The 26,416-nt window shown below is 63.7% G+C and carries 31 protein-coding genes and 1 pseudogene; 22 read left to right on the forward strand and 10 right to left on the reverse strand.

What is annotated here, in order from left to right; translation table 11 throughout:
• The 7 genes and pseudogenes from FCK22_RS19295 to FCK22_RS09045 form a co-directional block, all read left to right on the forward strand.
• A pseudogene (locus FCK22_RS19295) lies at positions 1–147 on the forward strand (kynureninase); the annotation flags it as partial.
• Between the two features lie 87 nt (positions 148–234).
• Entirely contained in the window at positions 235–1,380 is a 1,146-nt protein-coding gene (locus tag FCK22_RS09020) for an ABC transporter substrate-binding protein (protein ID WP_067262711.1), read from the forward strand.
• 95 nt (positions 1,381–1,475) lie between these two features.
• Complete coding sequence (locus FCK22_RS09025; protein ID WP_136720382.1) at positions 1,476–2,393, forward strand: branched-chain amino acid ABC transporter permease; 918 nt, start codon at positions 1,476–1,478, stop codon at positions 2,391–2,393.
• A gap of 3 nt (positions 2,394–2,396) precedes the next feature.
• Positions 2,397–3,380, forward strand: coding sequence for a branched-chain amino acid ABC transporter permease (locus FCK22_RS09030; protein ID WP_067267510.1), 984 nt, complete (start codon positions 2,397–2,399; stop codon positions 3,378–3,380).
• Positions 3,373–4,140 (forward strand): ABC transporter ATP-binding protein, encoded by a 768-nt coding sequence (locus FCK22_RS09035; protein ID WP_067267512.1) that lies wholly within the window; start codon positions 3,373–3,375, stop codon positions 4,138–4,140. The genes FCK22_RS09030 and FCK22_RS09035 overlap by 8 nt, the downstream gene beginning before the upstream one ends.
• Positions 4,137–4,826: an ABC transporter ATP-binding protein gene (locus tag FCK22_RS09040; RefSeq protein WP_067267515.1), complete on the forward strand. Its 690-nt coding sequence runs from the start codon at positions 4,137–4,139 to the stop codon at positions 4,824–4,826. Before FCK22_RS09035 ends, FCK22_RS09040 begins: the two co-directional genes overlap by 4 nt.
• A gap of 23 nt (positions 4,827–4,849) precedes the next feature.
• On the forward strand, positions 4,850–5,248 hold the full coding sequence (locus FCK22_RS09045) for a RidA family protein (protein ID WP_067267516.1): 399 nt from the start codon (positions 4,850–4,852) through the stop codon (positions 5,246–5,248).
• Positions 5,249–5,266: 18 nt separating this feature from the next.
• On the opposite strand, the gene FCK22_RS09050 is transcribed toward FCK22_RS09045, so the two are convergent.
• Genes FCK22_RS09050 through FCK22_RS09060 form a run of 3 tightly spaced genes read right to left on the reverse strand, consistent with a single transcriptional unit; the run spans position 5,267 to position 7,300 of the window.
• Positions 5,267–6,073 carry a metal ABC transporter permease gene (locus FCK22_RS09050; RefSeq protein ID WP_067267518.1) on the reverse strand — a complete coding sequence of 269 codons (807 nt, stop codon included), beginning with the start codon at positions 6,071–6,073 and terminating at the stop codon, positions 5,267–5,269.
• On the reverse strand, positions 6,066–6,824 hold the full coding sequence (locus FCK22_RS09055) for a metal ABC transporter ATP-binding protein (protein ID WP_067267519.1): 759 nt from the start codon (positions 6,822–6,824) through the stop codon (positions 6,066–6,068). Before FCK22_RS09055 ends, FCK22_RS09050 begins: the two co-directional genes overlap by 8 nt.
• A complete protein-coding gene (locus tag FCK22_RS09060) occupies positions 6,821–7,300 on the reverse strand; it encodes a transcriptional repressor (protein ID WP_067267520.1) in 480 nt (159 codons plus the stop codon). Before FCK22_RS09060 ends, FCK22_RS09055 begins: the two co-directional genes overlap by 4 nt.
• Before the next feature lie 83 nt (positions 7,301–7,383).
• On the opposite strand from FCK22_RS09060, the gene FCK22_RS09065 reads away from it, so the two are divergent.
• On the forward strand, positions 7,384–8,622 hold the full coding sequence (locus FCK22_RS09065) for a zinc ABC transporter substrate-binding protein (RefSeq protein ID WP_067267521.1): 1,239 nt from the start codon (positions 7,384–7,386) through the stop codon (positions 8,620–8,622).
• Positions 8,623–8,733: 111 nt separating this feature from the next.
• Here FCK22_RS09065 and FCK22_RS09070 read toward each other — a convergent pair whose 3' ends face one another.
• From FCK22_RS09070 to FCK22_RS09085, 4 genes are all read right to left on the reverse strand, one after another.
• Positions 8,734–10,755 (reverse strand): PhoX family phosphatase, encoded by a 2,022-nt coding sequence (locus FCK22_RS09070; RefSeq protein WP_067267522.1) that lies wholly within the window; start codon positions 10,753–10,755, stop codon positions 8,734–8,736.
• 65 nt (positions 10,756–10,820) lie between these two features.
• Positions 10,821–11,879, reverse strand: coding sequence for a YeeE/YedE family protein (locus tag FCK22_RS09075; protein ID WP_067267523.1), 1,059 nt, complete (start codon positions 11,877–11,879; stop codon positions 10,821–10,823).
• Positions 11,872–12,210, reverse strand: coding sequence for a metalloregulator ArsR/SmtB family transcription factor (locus FCK22_RS09080; protein WP_067267524.1), 339 nt, complete (start codon positions 12,208–12,210; stop codon positions 11,872–11,874). Before FCK22_RS09080 ends, FCK22_RS09075 begins: the two co-directional genes overlap by 8 nt.
• Positions 12,207–12,578, reverse strand: a complete 372-nt coding sequence (locus tag FCK22_RS09085) for a hypothetical protein (RefSeq protein ID WP_067267526.1) — start codon at positions 12,576–12,578, stop codon at positions 12,207–12,209. Before FCK22_RS09085 ends, FCK22_RS09080 begins: the two co-directional genes overlap by 4 nt.
• A gap of 97 nt (positions 12,579–12,675) precedes the next feature.
• Between FCK22_RS09085 and FCK22_RS09090 the strand changes: the two genes are divergently transcribed.
• From FCK22_RS09090 to FCK22_RS09155, 14 genes are all read left to right on the forward strand, one after another.
• A complete protein-coding gene (locus FCK22_RS09090; RefSeq protein ID WP_067267528.1) occupies positions 12,676–13,413 on the forward strand; it encodes a cytochrome c biogenesis protein CcdA in 738 nt (245 codons plus the stop codon).
• Between the two features lie 28 nt (positions 13,414–13,441).
• Complete coding sequence (locus FCK22_RS09095) at positions 13,442–14,026, forward strand: thioredoxin family protein (protein WP_067267529.1); 585 nt, start codon at positions 13,442–13,444, stop codon at positions 14,024–14,026.
• A gap of 139 nt (positions 14,027–14,165) precedes the next feature.
• Positions 14,166–14,639 carry a sulfur oxidation c-type cytochrome SoxX gene (gene soxX, locus FCK22_RS09100; protein WP_067267550.1) on the forward strand — a complete coding sequence of 158 codons (474 nt, stop codon included), beginning with the start codon at positions 14,166–14,168 and terminating at the stop codon, positions 14,637–14,639.
• Positions 14,640–14,761: 122 nt separating this feature from the next.
• Entirely contained in the window at positions 14,762–15,181 is a 420-nt protein-coding gene (gene soxY / locus FCK22_RS09105) for a thiosulfate oxidation carrier protein SoxY (RefSeq protein ID WP_067267531.1), read from the forward strand.
• A gap of 31 nt (positions 15,182–15,212) precedes the next feature.
• A complete protein-coding gene (gene soxZ, locus FCK22_RS09110; protein WP_067267533.1) occupies positions 15,213–15,542 on the forward strand; it encodes a thiosulfate oxidation carrier complex protein SoxZ in 330 nt (109 codons plus the stop codon).
• A 44-nt stretch (positions 15,543–15,586) separates the two neighbouring features.
• On the forward strand, positions 15,587–16,438 hold the full coding sequence (soxA, locus tag FCK22_RS09115; RefSeq protein ID WP_067267534.1) for a sulfur oxidation c-type cytochrome SoxA: 852 nt from the start codon (positions 15,587–15,589) through the stop codon (positions 16,436–16,438).
• Between the two features lie 87 nt (positions 16,439–16,525).
• A complete protein-coding gene (gene soxB / locus FCK22_RS09120) occupies positions 16,526–18,226 on the forward strand; it encodes a thiosulfohydrolase SoxB (protein ID WP_067267536.1) in 1,701 nt (566 codons plus the stop codon).
• Between the two features lie 73 nt (positions 18,227–18,299).
• Complete coding sequence (gene soxC / locus FCK22_RS09125; protein WP_136720383.1) at positions 18,300–19,562, forward strand: sulfite dehydrogenase; 1,263 nt, start codon at positions 18,300–18,302, stop codon at positions 19,560–19,562.
• Positions 19,546–20,604 carry a c-type cytochrome gene (locus tag FCK22_RS09130; RefSeq protein ID WP_067267537.1) on the forward strand — a complete coding sequence of 353 codons (1,059 nt, stop codon included), beginning with the start codon at positions 19,546–19,548 and terminating at the stop codon, positions 20,602–20,604. The genes soxC and FCK22_RS09130 overlap by 17 nt, the downstream gene beginning before the upstream one ends.
• A gap of 121 nt (positions 20,605–20,725) precedes the next feature.
• Entirely contained in the window at positions 20,726–21,382 is a 657-nt protein-coding gene (locus tag FCK22_RS09135; protein WP_067267539.1) for an ATP-dependent Clp protease proteolytic subunit, read from the forward strand.
• Positions 21,383–21,506: 124 nt separating this feature from the next.
• Positions 21,507–22,775, forward strand: coding sequence for an ATP-dependent Clp protease ATP-binding subunit ClpX (gene clpX, locus FCK22_RS09140; RefSeq protein WP_067267540.1), 1,269 nt, complete (start codon positions 21,507–21,509; stop codon positions 22,773–22,775).
• Positions 22,776–22,842: 67 nt separating this feature from the next.
• On the forward strand, positions 22,843–23,211 hold the full coding sequence (locus tag FCK22_RS09145) for a Rid family hydrolase (RefSeq protein WP_067267542.1): 369 nt from the start codon (positions 22,843–22,845) through the stop codon (positions 23,209–23,211).
• A gap of 103 nt (positions 23,212–23,314) precedes the next feature.
• Positions 23,315–23,698, forward strand: coding sequence for an NADH:ubiquinone oxidoreductase subunit NDUFA12 (locus FCK22_RS09150; RefSeq protein WP_067267544.1), 384 nt, complete (start codon positions 23,315–23,317; stop codon positions 23,696–23,698).
• Between the two features lie 55 nt (positions 23,699–23,753).
• A complete protein-coding gene (locus FCK22_RS09155) occupies positions 23,754–24,116 on the forward strand; it encodes a DUF2155 domain-containing protein (RefSeq protein WP_067267545.1) in 363 nt (120 codons plus the stop codon).
• Here the strand turns inward: FCK22_RS09155 and aat are convergent.
• The 3 genes from aat to FCK22_RS19300 all read right to left on the reverse strand — a co-directional run.
• On the reverse strand, positions 24,080–24,715 hold the full coding sequence (aat, locus tag FCK22_RS09160) for a leucyl/phenylalanyl-tRNA--protein transferase (protein WP_067267547.1): 636 nt from the start codon (positions 24,713–24,715) through the stop codon (positions 24,080–24,082). The two genes, FCK22_RS09155 and aat, sit on opposite strands and share 37 nt — an antisense overlap.
• Before the next feature lie 6 nt (positions 24,716–24,721).
• Positions 24,722–26,074: an acetyl-CoA carboxylase biotin carboxylase subunit gene (gene accC, locus FCK22_RS09165; RefSeq protein ID WP_067267548.1), complete on the reverse strand. Its 1,353-nt coding sequence runs from the start codon at positions 26,072–26,074 to the stop codon at positions 24,722–24,724.
• A 9-nt stretch (positions 26,075–26,083) separates the two neighbouring features.
• Positions 26,084–26,416, reverse strand: a 333-nt coding sequence (locus tag FCK22_RS19300) for an acetyl-CoA carboxylase biotin carboxyl carrier protein subunit (protein ID WP_282705401.1), incomplete at its 5' end; no start/stop codon positions are given.

Consider the following 26,416-nt stretch of genomic DNA (forward strand, 5'->3'; position numbering starts at 1 on the left):
CGCGCGCCCGACATCATGCGCTTTGGCTTCACGCCGCTTTATCTGGACGCCGAGGATGTCTCCAAGGCGGTCGCGATCATCCGCGATGTGATGGAGAACCGCCTCTGGGATAACGAAAAATACAAGACCCGCGCGCGGGTGACCTGACAGTATCAGGCGCAGGCGTTAAGCTGGCACAACGATCCAACAAAACGGGCCCGGCAAAGAGGCTCAAACCAACCAAGGGAGACTGAAATGAAGATGAAATCACTGGTGATGGCGGCCTCGGTCGCGGCATTGGCGGCAGGCGGCGCATGGGCCGAAGAGGGCAAGGTAAAGGTCGGCATGATCACCACGCTTTCAGGCGGCGGCGCGGGCCTTGGCATCGACGTGCGCGACGGGTTCCTGCTGGCCACTAAGATGGCCGGGAACGAGAACCTTGAGGTCGTGGTCGAGGACGACCAGCGCAAGCCCGAGATCGCGGTGCAACTGGCCGACAAGATGATCCAGTCCGAGAAGGTCGACGTGATGACCGGCATCATCTGGTCCAACCTCGCCATGGCCGTGGTGCCAGCGGCGACCGCGCAGGGCAAGTTCTACCTCTCGCCCAACGCTGGTCCCTCCGCGCTGGCAGGCAAGGGCTGCAACCCGCTTTACTTCAACGTGGCTTGGCAGAACGACAACCTGCACGAGGCTGCAGGCGCCTATGCCAATGACGCAGGTCACAAGAACAGCTTCATCCTCGCGCCGAACTACCCCGCGGGTAAGGACGCGCTGACCGGCTACAAGCGCACCTATGAGGGCGAAGCGGCGGGCGAGGTCTATACCGATCTGGGCCAGACCGACTACGCCGCCGAGATCGCGCAGATCCGCGCCTCCGGTGCTGACAGCGTGTTCTTCTTCCTGCCCGGCGGCATGGGGATTTCCTTCCTCAAGCAATACGCCAACTCCGGCGTGGAACTGCCGGTGGTGGGGCCGGCCTTCAGCTTTGATCAGGGCATCCTTCAGGCCGTGGGCGAAGCCGCTGTTGGGATCAAGAACACCAGCCAGTGGAACAAGGATCTCGACAACGCGGCCAACAAGACCTTTGTCGAAGCCTTTCAGGAGGAATACGACCGTCTGCCCTCGCTCTACGCGAGCCAAGGCTATGACACGGCGAACCTGCTGCTGAGCGCGATGGAAAAGGCCGATGTGTCGGATGCCGAGGCCTTTGGCGCGGCGCTGAAAGAGGCTGATTTTGACAGCGTGCGGGGCAAATTCTCGTTTGGTAACAACAACCACCCGATCCAAGACTACTATGTGCGCGAAGTGGTCAAGGAGGGCGATGTCTATACCAACAAGCTCATCGGCCCCTCGCTGACCGATCACGCTGACGCCTACGCGGCCGACTGCAAGATGTAATCCCGCGCGCCCCGGCGCTGATTTCGGTCGCCCGGGGCCGACAAACTAACGCTTTCACGCCGGGCTTCGTCCGGCGCGCCGGGAGGCTTTGCCAAATGTCATTCATCCTGCTCGTCGAACAGGTGCTGAACGGGGTCCAATCCGGGGTCATGTTGTTTCTCATGGCCGCCGGGCTCACGCTCATCTTCGGGGTCATGGGGTTGATCAACCTCGCCCATGGCTCGCTCTACATGGTCGGCGCCTTTGCCGCCGCGGCGGTGGCGGCGGCCACCGGGTCTTTCCTTCTGGCGCTAGTGGCCGCACTTGCCGCTGCCGCCTTGGCGGGCTGCCTGATCGAGATGACGGTGATCCGCCGCCTCTACGACCGTGACCACCTCGATCAGGTTCTGGCGACCTTCGCGATGATCCTGATCTTTTCCGAGGGTACGCGGTTCTTCTTTGGCTCCTTCCCGCTGTTTCTCGACATTCCCGCCGCGCTGGCGGGGCCGGTGACGCTGCCGGGCGGCATCCAGTATCCGCTTTATCGCCTCGTCATCATCGGCGTGGGCCTTGCCATCGCCGCCGGTCTCTTTTTGCTGATCGCCCGCACGCGCATCGGCATCCAGATCCGCGCGGGCGAGGCCGACCGCGAGATGATCGCGGCGCTCGGTGTCGATATCGCCAAGCTCTACACGCTGGTCTTCGCGCTCGGGGCCGCCCTTGCGGGACTCGCCGGGGCGTTGGTGGGCGCGATCCAGTCGGTGCAGGTGGGCATGGGCGAGCCGGTGCTGATCCTTGCCTTCGTGGTGATCGTCATCGGCGGCATCGGCTCAATCAAGGGCGCACTTATCGGCGCGCTGCTGGTGGGGCTGACGGACACGCTGGGTTCGGTCCTGCTGCCGCTGTTCTTTGCCAATTTCATGGAGGCTTCGGCGGCCACCTCCGTCGGCTCCTCGCTCGCTTCCATGTCAATCTACATTCTCATGGCGGGGGTTTTGCTTTTCAAACCCACCGGCCTGTTTGGGGAGGCCTAAGCCATGATGCGCGAAACACTTGTAAACGTCTTTCTCTTCCTGCTCCTGCCGGTCACGGCGCTGGCGGCCTTCGCGCTGGACGAGCCTTTCATCATCACGCTGGCCACCAAGGCCGCGATCCTCGCGCTGGCTGGCGTGGGGCTGAACATCGCGCTCGGACTGGGCGGGCTGGTGAGCTTCGGTCACGCGGCGTTCTTCGGTCTCGGCGGCTACGCCATGGGCATCCTTGCCGCCCATGCCCAGAGCTATACGCCGATCATGGAGAGCCCCTTCCTGATCGAAGGCACCAAGTCCATGCCCATCATCTGGCTGGTGGCGATCGTGGTCTCCGCGCTGGCGGCGCTGCTGATCGGGGCGCTGTCTTTGCGCACCTCGGGCGTCTATTTCATCATGGTCACGCTGGCCTTCGGGCAGATGCTTTTCTACTTCTCGATCTCCTGGCCGGCCTATGGCGGCGAGGACGGGCTGTCGATCTACGTGCGCAACGGCTTTCCGGGGCTGAACACGCTGGACCCGCTGACTTTCTTCGCCATCGCCTTTGCCGTGTTGGCGCTGGTGCTGCTCATGGCGGGCCGTCTGGCGCGCGCGCCCTTTGGCTTGGCGCTCTCGGCAGCCCGCCAGAACGCCGAGCGGGTCGAGGCCGTGGGCCTCGCACCTTTCCGGCTGCGTCTGGTGGCCTTTGTCATCTCGGGCGCGGTCACCGGGCTTGCGGGCGCGCTTTTCGCCGATCTCAACCGTTTCGTCAGCCCCACGATGTTCTCGTGGCACACCTCTGGCGAGATCATGGTCTTCGTGATCCTCGGCGGGGTGGGGCGGCTTTTTGGCCCGGTTGCCGGGGCGGCGCTGTTCATCTTGCTGGAGCATGTGCTGGGTGGATTGTCGGAGTTCTGGCACATCTACCTCGGCTTCCTGCTGCTGATGGTGGTGCTCTTTGCGCGGGGCGGCATGATCGGCCTCATCGCCGGACGGGAGGTGGCCCATGACTGAACAGACGACTGATGTGCTTTTGGACGTGCGCAACCTGCACAAGAGCTTCGGCGCCTTGAAGGCCACGGATGATGTCTCAATCACTCTGCGCCCGGGCGAGATCCATGCGCTCATCGGCCCCAACGGGGCGGGCAAGTCGACGCTGATCAAGCAGATTGCGGGCGGGCTGCGCTCGGACAGTGGCTCGGTGCATTTTGCGGGGCAGGACGTGACGCCGCTCAGCACGGTCCAGCGTGCGCGGGCCGGGCTGGGGCGGACCTTCCAGATCTCCTCGTTGGCGATGGAATACACGGTGCTGCAAAACGCGGTGCTGGGCGCGCTTGGCCAGTCGGGCCGGGTGATGCGTTTCTTCGCCCCGGTGATGCGGCAGGCGGAGTTGCGGGCCGAGGCGATGCGCGCGCTGGAACTGGTGGGGCTGGCCGATCACGCGGCCAAGCGCACCTCGGACTTGTCGCACGGCCAACGCCGGCAGCTTGAGGTCGCGGTGGCGCTGACGCTGCGGCCCAAGGTCTTCCTGATGGACGAACCGATGGCGGGGCTGGGTGCCAGCGGCTCGCGCGAGATGACCGGCTTTCTCGATGGTCTCCGGGCCGAGGCGCCGATCCTGTTGGTGGAGCATGACATGGACGCGGTCTTTGCACTCGCCGACCGCATCTCGGTGCTGGTTTACGGGCGCATTATCGCCAGCGGCACGGCGGCCGAGATCAAGGCCGATCCACAGGTCCGCGTGGCCTATCTGGGCGAGGAGGACGCGGCATGAGCCTGCTGGAACTGAAGGACATCACCGCCTCCTACGGGCCGACGCAGGCGCTTTTCGGCGTCGATCTGGCGCTGGAGGCGGGCGAGGTCTGTGCGCTGATGGGGCGCAACGGGATGGGCAAATCCTCCACCATCAAGGTGATCTGCCGGATGCTGAAACACGACGGGGGCAGCCTGCGTCTGAATGGGCGCGACATCGCGGGATTGCCGTCGTTTCGCGCTGCACAGGCTGGCGTGGGGCTGGTGCCCGAGGGGCGGCGCTGTTTCGCGACGCTGACGGTGCATGAAAACCTCATCGCCGCCGCGCGCCCCGGCCCGTGGGATGAGGCGCGGGTGGTCAAGCTTTTCCCCCGCTTGGGCGAGCGGCGGGATCAGGCGGCAGGCTCACTCTCGGGCGGGGAGCAGCAGATGCTGGCGATTGGCCGCGCGCTGATGACCAACCCGCAACTCCTGCTGTTGGATGAGGCGACCGAGGGGTTGGCCCCGGTGGTGCGTCAAGAAATCTGGGCCGCCGTGGCCGAGTTGAAGCGCGACAGCGGTCTGGCGCTTCTGGTGGTGGACAAATCCCTCGCCGAGCTGCGGCGCGTGGCCGATCACGCCGTCATCCTCGAACGGGGCCGCTCGGTCTGGTCCGGTCCGATGCCCGCGCTCGATACTCAAATCGCCGACCAATTCCTCGGCGTGTGACTGTTAACAAAAAGGAACACGACATGTCGCATCAAATCATTCAGCCCGAAGGCTGGGCCCCCGCGAAAGGCTATGCAAACGGCGTGCTGAGCGCGGATGGTCATCTGTTCGTCGGCGGTCAGATCGGCTGGACCGCCGAGCAGAAGTTCGAATGCCACGATTTCATCGGCCAGATGAAACAGGCGCTGCAAAACATCCGCGACGTGGTCGAAGCCGCCGGCGGCACGCCCGAGGATATCACCCGGCTGACGTGGTATGTCACGGATAAGAAAGAATATCTCGCCGCGCAAAAGGACGTGGGCCGCGCCTACCGCGAGGTAATGGGCAAGCATTTCCCGGCAATGGCGATGGTGGTCGTCGCCGGTCTGGTCGAGGATGAAGCCAAGCTTGAGATCGAAGCCGACGCGGTGATTGCGCGCTAAGCCAAACCGCCGTCGGGGTTACCCCCGGCGGCGCAGCGCCGGAAGGGCCGCCGAAAAGGCCGAGGAAAGCGCAAAGAGACCCGCCGCGATGCTGACGATGCTGGGCCCCGTGGGCGTGTCGAACTCCAGCGAGGCCAGCAGCCCCCCGAGGGCCGCCACCGCGCCCAGACCCATGGCCCAAAAAGCCATGGTTTCCGGTGTACGGGCAAAGGGGCGGGCACTGGCGGCGGGGATGATCAGCATCGCCGCGATCAGCAGCGCGCCAACCACTTTGATCGCTACGGCCACCATGATTGCCAGCGCCAGCGTCAGGATCAATTGCTCGCGCCGCGGATTGCCGCCTGCGGCCTGCGCCAGATCGGGGTTCAGCGTCGCCGCCAGCAGCACCGACCAGCGCCAGGCCAGCAGGAGCGCCACCGCCACGGCGCCGCCCCAGATCACGCCGAGGTCAAAGCGCGTTACGGCGAGGATCTCACCAAAGAGGTAGGACGACAGATCGACCCGCTGCCCCGGCAACAGGGACACGGCCACGAGGCCAAGGGCCAGTGCGGAATGGGCCATCACGCCCAAAAGCGCGTCGGCGCTGACATTGCGGCCCGACAGCGTGCTGATCACCAGCGCCATGACGAGCGCCACCAAAAGCACGCCCGCAGTGATCGGCAGATCGGTCGCCAACGCCAGCGCCACGCCCAAGAGGGCAGCATGGCTGGTGGCATCGCCGAAATAGGCCATGCGCCGCCAGATCACGAAACAGCCTAAAGGGGCAGCGGCCAGCGCCACGCCCAATCCAGCGAGGGCGGCGCGCAGAATGAAATCGTCAAGCATTCTCGGTCTCTTGGTGGTGGCCGTCACAGGCGGCGCCGTGATGGTGGTGGTGATGGTCGTGATCGTGCCGGTAGAGCGCCAGCGCCCCTTGGGTGCCGCTGCCAAAGAGGGCGCGGTATTCGGGCGCTTCGGAGACGGTCTCGGGCGTGCCTTCGCAGCAGACATGGCCATTGAGGCAGAGCACTCGGTCGCTCGCCGCCATGACGACATGCAGATCGTGGCTGACCATCAGCACGGCGCAGCCGAGGTCTTGGCGCACGGCTTCGATCTGGCGGTAGAAGGCGGCGGAGCCGGGCTGATCCAGCCCCTGCGTCGCCTCGTCGAGGATCAGCAGATCGGGCCTTTCCAGCAGGGCGCGGGCCAGCAGCACGCGTTGGAATTGCCCGCCCGAGAGGTCGACCATCTGCCGCTCTGCCAGTTCCGGCACGCCAGCGGTGGCCAGCGCGTCGCGGATCGCTTCAGGCTTTTGGCGGCGGGGCAGGTTGATGAAACGGCGCACGGTAAGCGGCAGGGTCGCGTCGATTTGCAGCTTTTGCGGCACATAGCCGATGCGCAGCCCCGGTTTGCGGGTGATCTTGCCCGCCGCCGGTTTCAGCGCGCCGATCAGCGCGCGCAGCAGGCTGGATTTGCCCGACCCGTTGGGGCCGACGATGGTGACGATCTCACCCGCGTCGATATTGAAGTTCACGTCGCGCAGGGCGATCTGACCGTCGTGGCGCAGGGTCAGGCCGCGCGTATTGATCAGGCTCATGCACCGGGCTCCTGACAGGCGGGGCAGAGGCCCTCGGCCTCGACCACGCTGCGCTCGATCCGGAAGCCAGCGGCGCGGGCGGCATCGCCAAGGCGGCTTTTGTTCGGGGTGGTATCGGCCTCCGCCACCGAGCGGCAGCTGCGACAAATCAGAAAGGCGGGTGCGTGATCCTCGCCCGGGTGCACGCAGCCGACATAGGCGTTGAGCGCTTCGATCTTATGGGCAAGCCCGGCTTTCACCAGAAAATCCAAGGCGCGATAGGCCACGGGGGGCTGCGCGCCCAGTCCCTCGGCCGACAGGCGGGCGAGCAGGTCATAGGCGCCCAAGGCGCGGTGTTCCGACAGCAGGATCTCCAGCGCGCGGCGGCGCACCGGGGTCAGCCGCAGCCCGCGTTCGGCGCATTGCGCTTCGGCCACCTGCATGGTGCTCCGCACGCAGGCGGCGTGGTCATGATCACTGAATCCTATGGGGCGCATGGGGAACCTCAATTCGTTTCGGTATTGATATGTTATAACAGCGGTGTTAGCAAGGTGATACTATAACATTTTGAAGGTCTGCCATGTATCGTTTTACGCTCCCCGCCGCCGTTCTCGCCGCTGCCGCGTCGCCGCTTTGGGCGGATGTCCCCGCCGTTGCGACAGATATCGCCCCGGTGCATGGGCTGGTGTCGCTGGTGATGGAAGGGGTCGGCACGCCCGACCTCATCGTGCCGCCGCGCAGCTCGCCCCATGGCTATGCCATGCGCCCCTCCGAGGCGCGCGCGCTGAGCGGGGCCGATCTGGTCGTTTGGGTCGGCCCGTCGCTGACCCCATGGCTGGCCGATCCGCTGCAATCGCTGGCGGGCAGTGCGAGCCATCTGGCCTTGATGGCGCAGCCCGGCACGCGGGTTCTGGCCTTCCGCGAAGGGGCGACCTTTGAGCCGCATAGCCACGGTGACGAGGGGCATGAGGGTCATGAGGGCCATGATCACGCCGAGGAAGGGCATGACCACGACGCGCTTGGGCATGATGATCACGATCATGACCACGAGGGGCATGACCACGAAGAGCATGGTCACGAGGAGCATGACGAAGAGCATGACCACGGCGACCACGACCACGAGGCGCATGACCACGAGGGGCACGACCACGGGGATCATGACGATCACGGACATGGCGAGAAGGATCACGACGACCACGGCCATGACGACCACGATCACGACGACCACGGCCATGACGACCACGGCCACGACGATCACGGTCACGACGACCACGGCCACGAAGGCCACGATCACGCCCATGACGGCGACGATCCCCACGTCTGGCTCGACCCCCGCAATGGGCAGCTTTGGCTGGGCCAGATCGCCGAGGCGCTGGCGGAGCTAGACCCCGAGAACGCCGCGCAATACCGTGAGAATGCCGAGGCCGCTCAGGCCGAGCTTGCGGTCTTGGAGGAAGACATCGCCGAGACTCTCGCCCCAGTCAAAGACCGCCCCTTCATCGTCTTCCATGACGCCTACCACTATTTCGAAGCGCGTTTCGACATCGAAGCCCGTGGTGCCATTAGCGAAAATGACGCCCGCGCCGCGGGGGCTGCGCGTGTGGCAGAGCTGCGCGACCTAGTGGCCGAGAGCGGCGCGAAATGCGTCTTTGCCGAGCCGCAGTTCAACCCCGGCCTGATCGCCGCCGTGACCGAAGGGCAGGAAACCGGGACCGGCACGCTTGACCCGATCGGCGCGGATCTGGAGCTGGGCGTTTCTTTCTACCCCGATCTGCTGCGCGGCATGGCGCAGAGCATGTCTGACTGCCTGTCGGACTGATTTAACGACTGGCCAGAGACACGGCCAATAAAAACGGCCTAATAAAAAGTGGTGCAGCCGGGGAAGCTGCACCACATCTTACATGCTGAAATGACTTTTATAGAATTCTGATCAGACGGCGATCTTGCCGCCGCCTTGCTTGGTAATGACGACCACCGCAGGGCGCGGGGGCATCTTAGGGTCGAAGTCGGGCCAGCGGGTGGCCGGGTCCTCAAAGGTGCTTTCCCGCTCGAAACCGGGGATGTCCTTGGTGCCATCCGTGCCCGGGTGCTGCACCGCGACAAAGAGCGTTTCGCCATCCTCGGTGAAGTAAGGGCCGCACATCTCACCGCCCACGGGGCAGCGGAAGAAGAGCTTCGAGGTGCCGCGCGCCTCGCCTTCGGTCTCTAGCGCGTAGAGCCCGTCGGATTTGCCGGTCTTGCCCCAGCTGCTGCCCTGATCGGTGCTGATCCAGAGCCGCCCGTCGGCGTCCATCGCGGCATTGTCGGGGCTGCCGAACCAGCCGTGCTCCGATGTCTCGGGGTTCCACTGGGCACCGACTTCGGCCACCTTTGGGTCACCACATTGCACGAGGATCGACCAAGTGCCGCTGGTGGCGGCGTGGTCGGCATTTGCTTCCTTGATCTCGATGATATGGCCAAAGCTGCTTTCCGGGCGCGGGTTGGCGGCGTTGGTGTCACCCTGCTTGCGCTTGGTGTTGTTGGTCAGCAGGATATAGGCCGTGCCATCGCCGCGCGGCTGCGCGTCTTCGGGGCGGTCCATCGGGGTGGCGCCCAGCAGGTCGGCGGCCAGACGGGTGTCGATCATCACGTCGCCTTGGTCGTTGAACCCATTCTCGGCGGTCAGCGGCCCGGTTCCATGCACCAGCGGCAGCCAGTTGATCGTGCCGTCCTCCTCAAACCGCGCGACGTAGAGCGTGCCATCGTCCAGCAGAGTGCCATTGGCCGCCGGATCATCGGAAACCGTCCCCGCAGAGACGTATTTGTATTGATAATCAAAGCGGTTGTCGTCGCCCATATAGACCACGAGCTTGCCATCTTTGCTGACCGTGGTCTCGGCGCCCTCATGGCGGAAACGGCCCAGAGCGGTGCGTTTGACGGGGGCTGAGGTCGGGTCCATCGGGTCAACCTCGACCACCCAGCCGAACTTGTTGGGCATGTTCGGCTCGGCGTCCACGTTGAAACGGTCGTGTTTCTGACCCCAAGCGTACCACATGCCCGGCACGCCGTAGCGGTCCCAAGATTTCTCTTCCGCGGCACCGGTGATGTCGGGTTTCCCATCGGCATCCAGTTTGTCGGTCCAGAAATAGCCGTGGAAGTTCTCTTCGGCCATCAGCCATGTGCCCCAAGGGGTCAGCCCGCCCGCGCAGTTGTTGAGCGTGCCGATGACCTTGGTGCCGCTGGGGTCGTCGTTGGTTTGCAGCCGCGCGTGACCGGCGGCGGGGCCGCTCAGCGTCATCGCGGTGTCGAGCGGGGTGATGCGGCGGTTCATCTTGCCGTCGCGGACCACTTGCCATTTGCCTGCCGCATCGCGGGCGATCTCGACGACCGAGCCGCCGTGGGCTGCCATTTCGATGTCGATCAACTCAGGCGTCATGCCTTTGAAGTTCACCTTGTCCTGACGGCCGAGACCGGGGAACATGACCTCTTCGTTGGTGTATTCGTGGTTCACGCAGAGCAGCCCGCGGCTGCCGTCGTCGTTCAGGGGCACGAAACCCACGTAGTCGTTGTTATAGCCGAACTGTTTCGACTGCGCGGCGGCGGTCTGGTTCATCACGTCGAATTCCGGCGCATCGGCGGTGATCGGATCGCCCCACCGCAGCAGGATCTGCGCGTCATAGCCGGGGGCGACGTGGTGGGTTTCGTCATTGCCCCATGCCAGCTCGTCAAAGACATAGCGGCTTTCGGCGGCGCGGGCCTTGGACGGGGCGATGGCGGCGGCACTGCCGAAAAGGGCGGTGGTGGCCGACACCCCAAGCATCCCGCGCAGGATGTCGCGGCGGCCATAGCGGGCGTTGATCACATCGCCGATGGTACGCGACAGGTTCGCGTTGGTGGGGATGTCGTCGAAGGCCTCAAAGGCTTCGGCCTTGTTGCCGATGGCGGGGTCGTTGAGAATCTCGCGGCGGGTCATCATGCTTCCTTAGGTGACTTGGCTGGCCTCCATTTGCACCATGACTGTCACGGTTTTATGACGCGTCAGACTGTGCTGCGGCGAAATCCTACGATGAGTTGGCGCAGGCCCAAAGCCGCGCCCGCAAAGATCGCGGCGAGGGTCACCGGCCCGCTGAAGGCCAGCACCGAGATGGCCGAGATGCCTTGCCCGATGGTGCAGCCCATGGCGATCACCGCACCAACCCCCATCAGCCCTGCGCCGAATATCTGGCGGCGGAGTTCGCGCGGGTCTTCGCAGGCTTCCCAGCGGAAATGCCCTTGCCAGAGCGAACCCAGAAAGGCCCCGACCCAGACCCCCGCGACCGAGCCGATGCCAAAACTCAGCGGGCGGACCGAGCCCTGCATCGCATAGAGCAGCGTCTCTCCCACGGGGGCGGCATAGCTATGCGACATCAGCGTTTGCGCGCCAAAACCGGTCTGCGCCAGCCACGCCGTGCCCGCCCAGCCCGAGGTGATCGCCAGCCCGGCCACGGCGCCCCAGACCACTTTGCGCAGATCGCGGCGAAAGCTGCGGGCGCCGAGCATCAGCAGGCAGACCGCGAGGCCCAGCAGAATGCCGATCAGCGCCACCGATCCGCCGGTAAGCGCGGCCACCGCATGGGCGATCCCATCCGGCGGCCCGGCGTTCATCTGGCGCGGGAAGAGCAGGGCGCGCGCCGGGGCAAGCGGGCCGGAGAGCACGGTAAAGGCCGCAAGCCCCATGACCAAGACAATCACGAAGGCGCGCAGGTCACCCCCGCCCAACCGCGCCAAAGCGCCAAAGCCGCAGGTGCCCGCCAGCGCCATGCCATAGCCGAAGATCAGCCCGCCAAAGACCGCGGGCACCCAAGAGAAGGCGATCGTCAGGTGAAAGGCGCGGTCGAGGTTGATCAGCCCCAAGCTGGCAAGGGTGAAACTGCCCAGCATCGCCACGCCGATGGCCAGCCCCCACATCCGCATTCGGTCGCCCGATCCGCCATAGAGCAGGTCTTCGATCGCGCCCAGCGTGCAAAACCGCCCCAATCGTGCCGCGAGGCCCAGCAACACGCCGCCCAGTCCGCCCAGAAGGGCGGCGGTCAGCGGCTGGCCCCAAAGCTCAATCATCCTTGCAGAACAATTCGTAGACCAGTTCCAGCATCTTGCGGGGCCGGTCATCGGCAAGCCGGTAATAGATCGTCTTGCCATCGCGGCGCGGCGTGACCAGACCTTCGAGTCTGAGCCGCGACAGCTGCTGCGACACCGCCGCCTGCCGGGTGGACAACAGCGCTTCCAACTCGCTCACCGATTTTTCGCCAGAGATGAGGTGACACAGGATCATCAACCGCCCCTCATGGCTGATCGCCTTGAGGAAATTCGACGCGGTCACGGCATTGGTCAGCATCCGGTCCATGTCCTCTTGGGACATGTCGGGGGTCATCACGGGCAGGCTTGTCATTCGGTCGGATCCTCGAAATCGGTCTTGTCGTGCAAGAGCGTATCAAGCATGGGCCAGAAGAACTCCGCACCGGGGTAGCCTTCGAGGCGGCCCAATTCGACATCGTCTTCGACCAGCAAAAAGGTCGGGGTGAAGATCACCGCGCGCTGCGGGGTGACGCTCTCTTCCACGGCGGCGATATCGACGCGGCGCAGCGGGGCGAAAGCCCCTTCGGCGGTCTTGGGGTAGGCGGGGGCGATCTCTTCGTCCCAACGCTGGCAATAGATGCAGCCGGGCTGTTCGACCATGACCAGTTCCACCGCCTCGACGGGCCGGGCGGGCAGGGCGGTCAGGGCCGCAAGGCTCAAGGCGGTCAGGGTGCGGATCATCGGCTTGCCTGATTGACGTTTGGACGACACTCAACGTAATTTGAATATGTGAATTGTTCAAGCGCGGCGGACCAGCGCGGCGCGGGCGGGGGGTAACATGTTCGACATCACCTATGCAGGCGCGCTTTTCGCAGGGCTGCTCAGCTTCTTTACGCCCTGCATTCTGCCGATGGTGCCATTCTACCTTAGCTATATGGCGGGGCTCAGCGTGACCGAATTGCGCGGCGATGGTGCAATCGCGCCGGGGGCGCAGCGGCGCTTGGTGTTGTCTTCGCTGCTCTTCGCGCTTGGGGTCACGACGATCTTTGTTCTGCTGGGCATGGGTGCCACGGCCATCGGGCAGGTGTTCACCCAGTACCTTGAGCCGCTGAGCTGGGTGGCGGCAGCGATCCTTACGGTCTTTGGTCTGCACTTCCTCGGCGTGATCAAAGTGCCGCTGCTCTACCGCGAGGCGCGGTTGGAGGGGGGCGGCAAGCCCACCTCGGTCTGGGGCGCCTATGTCATGGGGCTGGCCTTCGGCTTTGGCTGGACGCCCTGTGTCGGCCCCGCGCTGGCGGCGATCTTGATGATTGCCTCAGGCATGGGCGATATCGCCCGGGGCGGGCTGTTGCTGGCCGCCTATGGCGCGGGGATGACCGCGCTCTTCGTGGTGGCCGCGCTTTTCGCCAAACCGTTTCTTAACTGGGCCGCGCGGCATATGGCGCTGGTGCAAAAGGTGGAAAAGGCGATGGGGGTGATGCTGATCCTTTTTGCCGTGCTGATCGTGACCGGCGGGGTGCAACTGATCGCGGATGCGATGATCCGTTGGTTCCCCAGCTTCACGACGCTAGGATAGACGCAACAATCAGGAGGAGGACGCCAAGATGATCGGATCGAGGATAGGAGCCGCAGTGGCGGCGGCGATGCTGGCCTGGCCTTTGGCCGCGGCGGAACTGGGCGACGACGGGCTGCACAAGACACCCTGGATGCGCGACACCTTCAAAGACCTGCGCGAGGATCTGGAGGAGGCTAGGGGCGAGGACAAACGTCTGATGCTGATGTTCGAGCAACGCGGCTGCATCTATTGCACCAAGATGCACGTAGAGGTTTTCCCCTCCCCCGAAATCGCCAATTACATCGAAGAGAATTATTTTGTCGTGCAGCTGAACCTGCATGGCGATATCGAAGTGACCGATTTCGATGGGGAGACGCTTTCGGAAAAGCAGATGGCGCGGAAATGGGGGATTCTCTTCACCCCGACGCTGATGTTCCTGCCCCATGAGGTGGCCGAAGACGCGACCGCGCCGCAGGCGGCGGTGGCGGTGATGCCGGGCGCGTTCGGCAAGGGCACGACGCTTGATATGCTCACTTGGGTGAACGAGGAACGTTATGCATTCGAAGGCGATGAGGATTTCCAACGCTACCACGCGCGGATGATCCAAGAGCGCAACAATGGCAGCACGGATTGACCGGGGGAAAGCGGCCCTGCGCGTGTAAAGCTATTCAAAAGTTTGAATTTGTTGTTGCGCCGCGCCGCATCCCTGTCTTAGGGTCAGGTAAACCGGATCACACATCACCGTGATCGGCACTGGGAGGAAGTTTTCGATGATGAGATGGATCGCCGCCGCAATTGTGTCGGGCGCGCCCGTTCTGGCCGCCGCTGAAACCGTGGCACCTGCCGACGTGACCTATGATGACTATGGTTCGGTTGAACAATCCCTGACCGGGACACCCGGCGATGCCGCCAAGGGTGCGGCCATCGTCGGCAGCAAGAAGGCGGGCAACTGCGTGGCCTGCCACCAGATCAGCGCGCTTAGCGAGGTTCCCTTTCAGGGCGAAATCGGTCCGATGCTCGACGGGGCTGGCGACCGCTGGAACGAGGCCGAGTTACGCGGCATCGTGGCCAATAGCAAGATGACCTTTGAAGGCTCGATGATGCCTTCCTATTACAAGACCAGCGGCTATATCCGCCCCGGCGACGGGTTCACCGGCAAAGCGGGAACCGAACCTTTGCCGCCGCTGCTGGACGCGCAGCAAATCGAAGATGTCGTGGCCTTTCTGGCGACGCTTAAGGAAGAGTAACGCGGCCCCGCCGCCCTGCGAGAGCAGGCGGCGGCGGTGGACCGGTGCAAGAGATCGCGAGCCTAAGCCTCGTGGAACGGAATGACGGCGCCCCGCGCCGCAGACGAACAAGGAGATGAGAGATGAACTTCTCAAGACGTGAAACTCTGGGCCTCGGCCTTGGCGCCATGGCGCTGACCATCCTGCCGGTGGGGGCTTCGGCCGCCACGGTGGACGAACTGATCGCGGAATTCACCGGCGGGGCCGACATGGCCGACACCGGCGTGACCCTGACCGCGCCCGAGATCGCCGAGAACGGCAACACCGTGCCAATCTCGGTCGAGGCGCCGGGCGCTTCGGTCATCATGGTGCTGGCCGCGGGCAACCCGACGCCGCCCGTGGGCACCTTCAACTTCGGCCCGCTGGCAGGCAGCCGCAGCGCCTCCACCCGCATCCGGCTGGCGCAGACCCAAGACGTCATCGCCATCGCCAAGCTGGAAGACGGCACATTCGCCCGCACCAGCGCCGAGATCAAAGTTACAATCGGTGGCTGCGGCGGCTAAGCCCGCGCGCCCCAAACCAGGAGTTTAGAAAATGGCAGAAGGTGTAACACCCCGCGTCAAAGTGCCGAAAAAGGCCGAGGCCGGCGAGGTCATCACGATCAAGACGCTGATCAGCCACCCGATGGAATCGGGCCAGCGCAAGGACAGCGACGGCAACGTCATCCCGCGTTCGATCATCAACCGCTTCACCGCCGAGTTCAACGGCGAGAGCGTGATCGATGTGAAGATGGAACCGGCGATGTCGACCAACCCCTATTTCGAATTCGACGCCACCGTTCCGGAAGCGGGTGAGTTCAAATTCACGTGGTACGACGACGACGGTTCGGTCTACGAAGAAGTCAAATCCATCGCCGTCGGCTGACCCATCGGGTCAGCCAAGCGGCGCATGGAACAGGGAGGAAAGACATGAAATTCAAGGCAATGACCGCGGTCGCGGCGCTTTTGGTGGCCGCCCCCACGCTGGGGGCCGCCGATGAGGAGGCCGAGCTTGTCGTCAACGGCGAGATCGAGATGGTGACCAAGACCGATGCGCCTGCGCATCTCGACGGCGCCTTGCCCGAGATCATGTCTGGCTGGCGTTTCCGCTCGGATGAGACGCAGCAGCTTCAAATGGACGACTTCGACAACTCCGGGATGATCTTTGTCGATCAGGCGCAGGCGGCTTGGGACACGGCAGAGGGCAGCGAGGGCAAATCCTGCGCCTCCTGCCACAACGATGTCGAGACCTCTATGAAGGGGGTCCGCGCGGTCTATCCGAAGTGGAACGAGGACGCGGGCGAGGTGCGCACGCTGGCGCAGCAGATCAACGACTGCCGCGAGAACCAGATGGGCGCAGAGCCCTACAAGTACACTGGCAGCCAGATGACGGCAATGGAGGCGCTGATCTCGGTTCAGTCGCGCGGCATGCCGGTCAACGTGGCGATCGACGGCCCGGCCCAGAGCACATGGGAGCAGGGCAAGGAGATGTACTACACCCGCTACGGCCAGCTCGAGCTGAGCTGCGCCAATTGCCACGAGGACAACTACGGCAACATGATCCGGGCTGACCACCTGAGCCAGGGCCAGATCAACGGCTTCCCGGTCTACCGTCTGAAGAACACCAAGCTCAACAGCGCCCATGCGCGTTTCAAGGGCTGCGTGCGCGACACGCGGGCCGAGACCTTCAGCCCCGGCAGCCCCGAGTTCGTGGCGCTGGAGCTTTACGTCGCCAGCCGCGGCAACGGCCTGTCGGTCGAAGCCCCCTCGGTGCGTAACTGATTTAACTTCCGGGCGTTTCGCCTGACCTGATCCCGCCCCCCGCATGGGGGCGGGGCCTTTCCCTGTTTTCAAGTGCTGGAGCGTAACATGCTGTCTCGCCGTGATTTTCTGCAAATGTCCATGGCTGCGGCCTCCATCTACGGCGGCTCGGGCTTCGGCAACTGGGCGCGGCTGGCGGCGCAGGACCGCTTTGATCAGGACGCGCTGCTGGAGTTCGAGAAGTTCGGCAATGTCACCCTGATGCATGTGACCGACATCCATGCCCAGCTGAAGCCGATCTATTTCCGCGAGCCCGCCGTGAACATCGGCGTGGGCGAGAACCGGGGCAAGGTGCCCCATATCACCGGCGAGGATTTTCGCGTCCGCTACGGCATCGGCGGCGGCACGCCGCTGGATTATGCCCTGACCTACGACGATTTCGTGGCCCAAGCGCAGGCCTACGGCAAGGTCGGCGGGCTCGACCGCGTGGCCACCGTGCTGAACGCCATCCGCGCCGACCGGCCCGACGCGCTGCTCTTGGATGGCGGCGATACATGGCACGGCTCGATGACTTGCCTGAAGACCGAGGGGCAGGACATGGTCAACGTGATGAACGCGCTGAAGCCCGACGCAATGACCTTTCACTGGGAGTTCACCTTGGGCTCCGAACGGGTGCAGGAGATCGTCGAGGGGCTGCCCTTTGCCGCTCTCGGCCAGAACATTTTCGACCGCGAATGGGACGAGCCGGCGGAGCTGTTCAAGCCTTACGAATTCTTCGAGCGCGGCGGCGTGAAGATCGCCGTCATCGGTCAGGCTTTTCCCTATATGCCGATCGCCAACCCCGGATGGATGTTCCCCGAATACTCCTTTGGCATCCGCGACGAGCATATGCAGCAGATGGTCAATGAGGTCCGCGCACAGGGGGCTGAATTGGTGGTCTGCCTCAGCCACAACGGTTTTGACGTCGACAAGAAAATGGCCGGTATCGTTAAGGGGATCGACGTGATCCTATCGGGCCACACCCATGACGCGCTGCCCGAACCGGTTCTGGTGGGCGAGACCCATATCATCGCCTCTGGCTCGAACGGGAAATTCGTCTCCCGCGTCGATCTGGACGTGCGTGACGGCAAGATGATGGGGCTGCGGCACAAGCTCATCCCGATCTTCTCGGATCTCATCACGCCCGATGCCGAGGTGGCAAAGCTGATCGACGCACAGCGCGCGCCCTTCCTTGAGGATCTGACCCATGTGGTGGGGCAGAGCGATGCGCTGCTCTACCGCCGGGGCAATTTCAACGGGACGTGGGATGACCTCATTTGCGATGCGCTGCTGAGCGAGCGCGACGCCGAGATCGCGCTCAGCCCCGGGGTGCGTTGGGGGCCGTCGATCTTGCCGGGGCAGGACATCACCCGCGAGGACATCTTTAACGTCACCTCAATGACCTATCCCAATGCCTACCGCACGGAAATGACGGGCGAATTCCTGAAAGTCGTGCTGGAGGACGTGGGCGACAACCTGTTCAACCCCGATCCCTATTACCAGCAGGGCGGGGACATGGTGCGCGTCGGTGGCATGGGCTTCAAGATGGACATCGCCAAGCCGCAGGGTGAGCGCATCAGTGACATGACCTTGCTCAGCACCGGCGAGCCGATTGATCCGCAGCGCAGTTATGTTGTGGCTGGCTGGGCCTCGGTCAACGAGGGCACCGAAGGCCCGCCGATCTGGGATGTGGTGGAAAGCCATATCTCGAAACTGAACACCGTGGGGGAAGGCGCCCGGACCCCGGTGAAAATCGTTCTGCCAAAGTAAGAAAAATGAGAATAGGGGTTCTCACATAGATACAAATTCAATAAAATGAATTTGAATATGTGAGGGCCACGACATGACAGAAGAGAACCACAAGGGGCCATCGCGCCGTGCCTTTCTGACGGGGGCAGGGGCGGCGGCCGCGGGGACGCTGGCGGGTCAAGCCAGTGCCGCGCAGACCGATCCGGGCATTGCGATCCATCCATGGATGCAGGAGTTGGGGGACGGCGTCGACGTCGCCCCCTACGGCATGCCCTCGCCGCATGAGGCGGACGTAAAACGCCGCACCGTGGAATGGCTGACCGCCGACCCGGTGAGCTCGATCAACTTCACACCGCTGCATGACCTCGACGGCACGATCACGCCCAACGGGCTGTGTTTCGAGCGGCACCATTCGGGCGTCGCCAAGGTCGACCCGGCCAAGCACCGGCTGATGATCAACGGGCTGGTCGACAAACCGCTGGTGCTGACGATGGACGACCTGCACCGTTTCCCGCGGGAGAACCATGTCTATTTCCTCGAATGCGCGGCCAACTCCGGGATGGAGTGGCGCGGCTCGCAGCTCAATGGCTGCCAGTTTACCCATGGCATGATCCACAACGTCCAATACACCGGCGTGCCGCTGCGGCTGGTGCTGGAGGAGGCGGGCGTGAAGCCCGAGGGCAAGTGGCTTCTGGCCGAGGGCGCGGATGCCGCGGCGATGAGCCGGTCGATCCCGATGGAAAAGGCGCTCGACGACTGTCTCGTGGCCTTCAAGATGAACGGTGAGGCGCTGCGCCCCGAACAGGGCTACCCGGTGCGCCTCGTCGTGCCCGGCTGGGAGGGCAACATGTGGGTCAAATGGCTGCGCCGGCTCGAGGTCGGCGACCAGCCTTGGCACCACCGCGAGGAAACCAGCAAATATACCGACCTCATGGCCGATGGCGTGGCGCGGCGCTTCACTTGGGAGATGGACGCGAAATCGGTCATCACCAGTCCCAGCCCGCAGGCGTCGATCACCCATGGCCCGGGGCCGACCGTTCTGACCGGCCTTGCGTGGTCGGGCCGCGGTACGATTCCGCGCGTGGATGTGACGCTGGATGGCGGCATCACCTGGCATCAGGCGCGGATGGACGGGCCGAGCACGCCCAAGGCGTTGCACCGTTTTTACTTTGACTTCGAATGGGACGGCAAACCCCTGCTGCTGCAAAGCCGCGCGCATGACAGCACCGGCTACGTCCAGCCCACCAAACACGCGCTGCGCGCGGTCCGGGGCGAGAATTCGATCTACCACAACAACGGCATCCAGACCTGGGCGGTCGATGCGGACGGAAAGGCCGAAAATGTCGAGATTTCTTAAAGCTGCCCTCCTGACCACCGCGCTGGCAAGCCCGCTGGCCGCCGAGCCTCTAGGCCTCGGCCGCGCCGCCACCCCCGAGGAAGTGGCGCTGTGGGACATCGACGTGCGCCCTGACGGCACAGGTCTGCCCGAGGGCCGTGGCGACGTGATGACCGGGGATGAGATTTACACCGCGAAATGCGCCTCCTGCCACGGTGTCTTTGGCGAGGGCACGGGCCGTTGGCCGGTCCTCGCGGGCGGGCAGGGCAGCCTGACCGACATGCGCCCCGTCAAAACGATCGGCAGCTATTGGCCTTATCTTTCAACGGTTTACGACTATGTGAACCGGGCGATGCCCTTCGGCGATGCACAGTCGCTGAGCGATGATGAGGTCTATGCGATCACCGCCTATCTGCTCTATCTCAATGACGAGGTGGAGGAGGATTTCGTGCTCTCGTCAGAGAACTTCGCCAAGCTGCGCCTGCCGAATGAGGCGGCCTTTAAACCCGATGACCGGGCGGAGGTTGAGTTTGCGTCCTTCAAGCAAGAGCCCTGCATGAGCGATTGCAAATCCTCGGTCGAGATCACCATGCGCGCAGCCGTGCTGGACGTGACGCCCGAGGAGACCGCCGCCAAGGCCGCAGCCGAAGAGGCTAAGGCCGAAGAGGCCAAAGCCGCGGCGGAGCCTGCCCCCGAAGAGACCCCCGCGCCGGTCGAGGTGGCCGAAGCCCCCGCCGCAGATCCCGCGCTGATCAAGGCCGGGGAGAAGGCATTTCGCAAATGCAAATCCTGCCACCAGATCGGCGCCAAGGCCAAGAACCGTGTCGGGCCGATGCTGAACGGCATCGTGGATGGCCCAGCGGGCGCGGTTGACGGCTTTCGCTACTCCAAAGCCATGCAGGCCGCGGCAGCGGAGGGGTTGGTCTGGTCTCACGATGAGTTGAGCGCCTTTCTGGCGGACCCTAAGGGCTTCATGAAAGGCACTAAAATGTCGTTCCGGGGTGTGCGCAAGCCCGAGGATATCGACGCGTTGATCGCCTACCTGCGCGACGCGTCGGAGTGATCGGCGCGATTAGCGCAGACTGTCGTGCCTGCCCCCCTTGAACCCCCATACCGGGGGGACTAATCTCTGGGTAACAGTTTTGCGGGTATGGTCCCGCGAACAGGAACTGAGGCAGGCACGCATGAACGATCCGATCAACACCTATATGAACACGCTTGTCCCGATGGTGGTTGAGCAAACCAGCCGGGGCGAGCGGTCCTACGACATCTTCTCGCGTCTGCTGAAAGAGCGGATCATCTTCGTCAACGGCCCGATCCACAGCGGGATGAGCCATCTGGTCGTCGCCCAGCTGTTGCACCTTGAGGCCGAGAACCCCTCCAAGGAAATCAGCATGTACATCAACTCGCCCGGTGGCGAGGTGACGGCGGGCCTGTCGATCTACGACACGATGCAATATATCAAGCCCAAGGTCTCGACCCTGATCTGCGGTATGGCAGCCTCCATGGGGTCGGTCATCGCGATCGGCGGCGAGAAGGGCATGCGTTTTGCGCTGCCCAATGCAGAGGTGATGATCCACCAGCCCTCCGGCGGCTCGCAGGGCATGGCCGAAGATATCCTGATCTCGGCGCGGCACATCGAACGCACCCGTGAGCGGATGTATCAGCTCTATGTCAAACACTCCGGCCAGCCGCTGGAAACCGTTCAAAAAGCGCTCGACCGTGATCTGTGGATGACGCCCGAGGAAGCCAAGGAATGGGGCCATCTGGATGAGATCGTCGAAAGCCGTGGCAAGGCCGATGAGGCTGCCGCCGGTGGCAAGGACAAGAAAGACAAGTAATCGAAGGGGCCCGGCGCTGCATATTTTGCGATTGTAGCGCCGGGGTCACTGGCCTAAGCTTGAGGCCAAATCTCGCGGCCCCAAGACTGGGGCGGACATACACGACAGACCTGAAAGGTTTGAGATGGCGAATAATTCCGGCAACGACAGCAAAAATACGCTCTACTGTAGCTTCTGCGGCAAGAGCCAGCACGAGGTGCGCAAGCTGATTGCGGGGCCGACCGTGTTCATCTGCGACGAATGCGTCGAGCTGTGCATGGATATCATCCGAGAAGAGACCAAAGCCTCGGGCCTCAAGGCGACCGATGGCGTGCCCACGCCCCGCGACATCTGCGGCGTGCTGGACGACTATGTGATCGGTCAGGCGATGGCCAAGCGCGTGCTCTCGGTGGCGGTCCACAACCACTACAAACGGTTGAACCACGCCCAAAAGGGCGGCGATATCGAACTGGCGAAATCCAACATCCTGCTGATCGGCCCCACCGGCTGCGGCAAGACGTTGCTGGCGCAGACGCTGGCGCGTATCCTTGACGTGCCCTTCACCATGGCCGATGCGACCACGCTGACCGAAGCCGGCTATGTCGGCGAGGATGTGGAGAACATCATTCTCAAACTGTTGCAGGCGTCGGAATACAACGTCGAGCGGGCACAGCGCGGCATCGTCTATATCGACGAGGTCGACAAGATCACCCGCAAGTCGGAAAACCCCTCGATCACCCGCGACGTGTCGGGCGAGGGCGTGCAGCAGGCGCTGCTGAAGCTGATGGAAGGCACCGTGGCCTCCGTGCCGCCGCAGGGCGGGCGCAAGCATCCGCAGCAGGAGTTCCTGCAGGTGGACACCACGAACATCCTCTTCATCTGCGGCGGTGCGTTTGCCGGTCTCGACAAGATCATCGCGCAGCGCGGCAAAGGCTCTGCCATGGGCTTTGGCGCCGATGTGCGTGACAATGACGCCCGCGGTATTGGTGAGATTTTCACCGACCTCGAACCCGAAGACCTGCTGAAGTTCGGTCTGATCCCGGAATTCGTGGGCCGTCTGCCGGTTCTGGCGACGCTCGAAGATCTGGACGAGGACGCTCTGGTCACCATCCTGACCGAGCCGAAGAACGCTCTGGTCAAGCAGTACCAGCGTCTGTTCGAATTGGAGGACACGCAGCTGACCTTCACCGATGACGCGCTGCAAGCCATCGCCAAACGCGCAATTGAACGGAAGACCGGCGCGCGGGGCCTGCGCTCCATCCTCGAAGATATCCTGCTCGACACGATGTTCGAACTGCCGGGGCTGGAGACGGTGAGCGAAGTGGTCGTCAACGAAGAGGCCGTCTCATCCGAGGCCAAGCCGCTGATGATCCACGCTGACAGTGAAAGCAAAGAACCAGCCAGCGCGGGCTAAGCGCGTAAGGCAAAGTCATAGGGGCGGGCCATCTGGTCCGCCCTTTTGCGTTTCAGGGGAGGGTTTTATGCGGCGCATTTCATCTGGCGGCATCTATGAGGGTAAGATCGGCTACAGCCGCGCTGTGGTGGCGGGAGGCATGGTCCATATCTCGGGCACCGTGGGTGAGGGGGCAGAGGTGACAGCGCAATGCGCGGCGGCACTAGCAACGATCGAGGCGGCCTTGGCCGAGGCAGGAAGTGATTTCGCCCATGTGGTGCGCGTTACCTATATGCTGCCCGACGCGGCGGAGTTCGAAGCCTGCTGGCCCCTTCTACGCGCGGCCTTCGGCGCGCATCCACCCGCCGCAACGATGATCGAATGTGGGCTGATCGACCCGAAATACCGGATTGAGATCGAATGCACGGCTCTTCTGCGCGCGGCGGCAGAGGGCTGATTTTCGGCGACGAATCCTGCCGCGTGTGGAACCTCCTGCGCGGTGAGGCTGGACGCCAAAGCCTCCATGGTGCATATAACGGGCAACAGGAACGGAGACCTCAATGGGCATTCTCAATTCACTTCTGCGCAGTGTCACGTGGTGGAACGGCCAGACGCTGAACACCCAGCTTTTCACTTGGCGCAAGGGCAGCAAGGTGGGCGAAGACGCGCAGGGCAACGTCTATTACCGCAACGCCGATGACAGCAAACGCTGGGTCATCTTCAACGGTGAGGCCGAGGCGAGCCGCGTGAGCCCCGATTGGCATGGCTGGCTGCACCGCACATGGGATGAGCCGCCGACCGACAAGCCGCTGGCGCATAAGCCTTGGGAAAAGGCCCATGTCGAGAATCGGACCGGCACCGCCATGGCCTATGCCCCCGCCGGGTCGCTGCGCCGCGCCGAACCTGTCGAACGTAAGGATTACGAGGCCTGGCAGCCTGAATGATCGGTTGGCCGCGCCTTTCGCGCGGCCCCAAAGCTCACGCAATCCGGGTGGACCCATGAAAAAGCTTCTCTTGGCCGCGCTTGTTCTGGCCGCGCCGCTTCACGCTCAAGAGGGCGGGCAGGTCGCCAGTGCCTCGGGCGGCGTGTTGCGTGCCTTGGACAAGATTTCAGGCGACACGACCGATCTGGTGATCGCTAAGGGTGACCGCCTGACCTTGGGCAATTTGCAGATCACCATGGTCGATTGCCGCTATCCCGCGGGGGATCCGGCGGCCAATGCCTATGCCGCGCTTGAGATTACCGAAGAGGGCAGCAACAGCGCCTTGTTTTCCGGTTGGATGATCGCCTCGGCCCCCGCGCTGCACGCGCTGGAGCATTTTCGCTATGACATCTGGGTCATGCGCTGCAGCACGTCCTGAAGGCTGTCCAACTCAGGCGCGTTGAACCGCGCATTGCCGCGTTTCGCCACATCGAGCTGCGCGTGATATTCTGCCCGCGAAATCTCCACCGCCCCGAGAGAGGCGAGGTGATCGGTGAGAAACTGCGTATCGAACAGGGTGAACCCCGCGCGGCGCAGCCGATCTACCAGCGCCGCCAGCGCCATTTTTGACGCATTGGTCCGGCGCGAAAACATGCTTTCGCCAAAGAACGCGCGCCCAAGCGTCACTCCGTAGACGCCGCCCACCAGCGCGTCACCGTCCCAAACCTCAAGCGAATGGGCATAGCCCGCGCGGTGCAGTGCGGTGTAAAGTGCGGTGATCTCGGCATTGATCCATGTGTCTTCGCGGTCGGCGCAACCGGCCACGACAGCTTGGAAATCACGGTTGATCGTATGGTGAAAGGGGCTGCGCCGAATGGCGCGGGCCAGAGAGCGTGAGATGTGGAAACCATTGAGCGGCATCACCCCACGGCGCCGCGGATCGACCCAGAAAATTTCCGGGTCGTCGCGGTGTTCCGCCATGGGGAAAATCCCGATGGAATAGCCGTGGAGCAGGATCTCGGGCGTCAGATCCGACATGTCATGTCAGCCGTCGCCGAGGTTGGTTTCCAGCCAATGCTCAAGCCAGTGGATGTTGTAGCCGCCCGATTGGATGTCTTCTTCGGCCAGCAGGGCGTGGAAGAGTGGCACGGTGGTATCGACACCGTCCACGATCAACTCACCCAGAGCGCGCCCCAGACGGGCCAGCGCCTCGGGACGGTCGCGGCCATGCACGATGAGCTTGCCGATCAGACTGTCGTAGAAGGGCGGGATCGAATAGCCGTCATACAGCGCCGAATCCATCCGCACGCCAAGCCCGCCGGGGGCGTGATACTGCGTAATCTTGCCCGGGCAGGGCGCGAAATTCGGCAGTTTCTCGGCGTTGATGCGCACCTCGATGGCATGGCCGTTGATCTGCAAATCATCTTGCGTGAAGGACATCGGCAGGCCTTCGGCCACGCGAATCTGCTCGCGCACCAGATCGACGCCAAAGATCGCTTCGGTCACCGGGTGTTCCACCTGCAGACGGGTGTTCATCTCGATGAAGTAGAACTCGCCGTTCTCGTAAAGGAACTCGATCGTGCCGGCACCGATGTAGTTGATGTTGGCCACGGCGTCGGCGCAGGTCTTGCCGATGCGGGCGCGTTCCTCGGCGGTGATCGACGGGCCGGGGGCCTCTTCGAAGACCTTTTGGTGGCGGCGCTGCAGCGAACAGTCCCGCTCGCCCAGATGCACGGCATTGCCCTTGCCGTCGCCAAAGACCTGAATTTCGATGTGGCGCGGCGTGGTGAGGTATTTCTCTATGTAGACTTCGTCGTTGCCGAAGTTTGACTTGCCCTCGGCCCGCGCGGTCTGGAAGGCTTTCTCCATGTCGGCTGCGGTCTGGGCCACTTTCATGCCCTTGCCGCCGCCACCGGCGGTCGCCTTGATGATGACCGGATAGCCGATTTCCTCACCGATGCGCTTGGCGTCTTCCAGCGAGGTCACGCCGCCGTCGGAGCCGGGCACGCAGGGCACGCCGAGCTTTTTCATCGTGTCCTTGGCGGTGATCTTGTCGCCCATGACGCGGATATGCTCGGCGGTGGGGCCGATGAAGGTGAGCCCGTGATCCTCGATCACCTGCACGAAATTCGCGTTCTCGGACAGGAAGCCGTAGCCGGGGTGGATCGCCTCGGCGCCGGTGATCTCGCAGGCCGCGATGATGGCGGGGATCGAGAGGTAGGATTGGGTCGAGGAGGGCGGGCCGATGCAGACGGATTCGTCGGCCATGCGCACGTGCATCGCGTCACTGTCGGCGGTGGAATGCACCGCGACGGTCTGGATGCCCATCTCGCGGGCCGCGCGGATGACGCGCAGCGCGATCTCTCCCCGGTTGGCGACTAGGATTTTGCTGAACATGTCCGGCCCTTATTCCAGGATCACCAGCGGCGCGCCGAATTCCACGGCATCGCCGTCGCCGACGAGGATGCGCTTGACGGTGCCGGCGCGGGGGGCGGGGATGTGGTTCATGGTCTTCATCGCCTCGACGATCAGAAGCGTGTCACCTTCGGAGACCGAGGCCCCCACGGAGATGAACGCCGGCGCGCCCGGCTCGGCCTGAAGATACACGGTGCTGTTGTTGGTCAGCTCATATTCGCCGCGCTCGAAAATCTGCTCAGCCGAATAGGTTTCAAGCGGGATTTCCTGCGGGTTGAAGAAGTTCCCATCAGAGCGTCCGTCACCACCGCCGCAGGCTGCCAA

This window comes from Sulfitobacter sp. 15WGC, from assembly GCF_005068605.1.
Taxonomy (GTDB): domain Bacteria; phylum Pseudomonadota; class Alphaproteobacteria; order Rhodobacterales; family Rhodobacteraceae; genus Sulfitobacter; species Sulfitobacter faviae.

Excerpts from the sequence above, each read along its gene's own strand:
- FCK22_RS09020 (WP_067262711.1), top strand. The coding sequence starts at position 235 with ATGAAGATGAAATCACTGGTGATGGCGGCCTCGGTCGCGGCATTGGCG.
- FCK22_RS09025 (WP_136720382.1), top strand. The coding sequence starts at position 1,476 with ATGTCATTCATCCTGCTCGTCGAACAGGTGCTGAACGGGGTCCAATCC.
- FCK22_RS09030 (WP_067267510.1), top strand. The coding sequence starts at position 2,397 with ATGATGCGCGAAACACTTGTAAACGTCTTTCTCTTCCTGCTCCTGCCG.
- FCK22_RS09035 (WP_067267512.1), top strand. The coding sequence starts at position 3,373 with ATGACTGAACAGACGACTGATGTGCTTTTGGACGTGCGCAACCTGCAC.
- FCK22_RS09040 (WP_067267515.1), top strand. The coding sequence starts at position 4,137 with ATGAGCCTGCTGGAACTGAAGGACATCACCGCCTCCTACGGGCCGACG.
- FCK22_RS09045 (WP_067267516.1), top strand. The coding sequence starts at position 4,850 with ATGTCGCATCAAATCATTCAGCCCGAAGGCTGGGCCCCCGCGAAAGGC.
- FCK22_RS09050 (WP_067267518.1), bottom strand. The coding sequence starts at position 6,073 with ATGCTTGACGATTTCATTCTGCGCGCCGCCCTCGCTGGATTGGGCGTG.
- FCK22_RS09055 (WP_067267519.1), bottom strand. The coding sequence starts at position 6,824 with ATGAGCCTGATCAATACGCGCGGCCTGACCCTGCGCCACGACGGTCAG.
- FCK22_RS09060 (WP_067267520.1), bottom strand. The coding sequence starts at position 7,300 with ATGCGCCCCATAGGATTCAGTGATCATGACCACGCCGCCTGCGTGCGG.
- FCK22_RS09065 (WP_067267521.1), top strand. The coding sequence starts at position 7,384 with ATGTATCGTTTTACGCTCCCCGCCGCCGTTCTCGCCGCTGCCGCGTCG.
- FCK22_RS09070 (WP_067267522.1), bottom strand. The coding sequence starts at position 10,755 with ATGACCCGCCGCGAGATTCTCAACGACCCCGCCATCGGCAACAAGGCC.
- FCK22_RS09075 (WP_067267523.1), bottom strand. The coding sequence starts at position 11,879 with ATGATTGAGCTTTGGGGCCAGCCGCTGACCGCCGCCCTTCTGGGCGGA.
- FCK22_RS09080 (WP_067267524.1), bottom strand. The coding sequence starts at position 12,210 with ATGACAAGCCTGCCCGTGATGACCCCCGACATGTCCCAAGAGGACATG.
- FCK22_RS09085 (WP_067267526.1), bottom strand. The coding sequence starts at position 12,578 with ATGATCCGCACCCTGACCGCCTTGAGCCTTGCGGCCCTGACCGCCCTG.
- FCK22_RS09090 (WP_067267528.1), top strand. The coding sequence starts at position 12,676 with ATGTTCGACATCACCTATGCAGGCGCGCTTTTCGCAGGGCTGCTCAGC.
- FCK22_RS09095 (WP_067267529.1), top strand. The coding sequence starts at position 13,442 with ATGATCGGATCGAGGATAGGAGCCGCAGTGGCGGCGGCGATGCTGGCC.
- soxX (WP_067267550.1), top strand. The coding sequence starts at position 14,166 with ATGAGATGGATCGCCGCCGCAATTGTGTCGGGCGCGCCCGTTCTGGCC.
- soxY (WP_067267531.1), top strand. The coding sequence starts at position 14,762 with ATGAACTTCTCAAGACGTGAAACTCTGGGCCTCGGCCTTGGCGCCATG.
- soxZ (WP_067267533.1), top strand. The coding sequence starts at position 15,213 with ATGGCAGAAGGTGTAACACCCCGCGTCAAAGTGCCGAAAAAGGCCGAG.
- soxA (WP_067267534.1), top strand. The coding sequence starts at position 15,587 with ATGAAATTCAAGGCAATGACCGCGGTCGCGGCGCTTTTGGTGGCCGCC.
- soxB (WP_067267536.1), top strand. The coding sequence starts at position 16,526 with ATGCTGTCTCGCCGTGATTTTCTGCAAATGTCCATGGCTGCGGCCTCC.
- soxC (WP_136720383.1), top strand. The coding sequence starts at position 18,300 with ATGACAGAAGAGAACCACAAGGGGCCATCGCGCCGTGCCTTTCTGACG.
- FCK22_RS09130 (WP_067267537.1), top strand. The coding sequence starts at position 19,546 with ATGTCGAGATTTCTTAAAGCTGCCCTCCTGACCACCGCGCTGGCAAGC.
- FCK22_RS09135 (WP_067267539.1), top strand. The coding sequence starts at position 20,726 with ATGAACGATCCGATCAACACCTATATGAACACGCTTGTCCCGATGGTG.
- clpX (WP_067267540.1), top strand. The coding sequence starts at position 21,507 with ATGGCGAATAATTCCGGCAACGACAGCAAAAATACGCTCTACTGTAGC.
- FCK22_RS09145 (WP_067267542.1), top strand. The coding sequence starts at position 22,843 with ATGCGGCGCATTTCATCTGGCGGCATCTATGAGGGTAAGATCGGCTAC.
- FCK22_RS09150 (WP_067267544.1), top strand. The coding sequence starts at position 23,315 with ATGGGCATTCTCAATTCACTTCTGCGCAGTGTCACGTGGTGGAACGGC.
- FCK22_RS09155 (WP_067267545.1), top strand. The coding sequence starts at position 23,754 with ATGAAAAAGCTTCTCTTGGCCGCGCTTGTTCTGGCCGCGCCGCTTCAC.
- aat (WP_067267547.1), bottom strand. The coding sequence starts at position 24,715 with ATGTCGGATCTGACGCCCGAGATCCTGCTCCACGGCTATTCCATCGGG.
- accC (WP_067267548.1), bottom strand. The coding sequence starts at position 26,074 with ATGTTCAGCAAAATCCTAGTCGCCAACCGGGGAGAGATCGCGCTGCGC.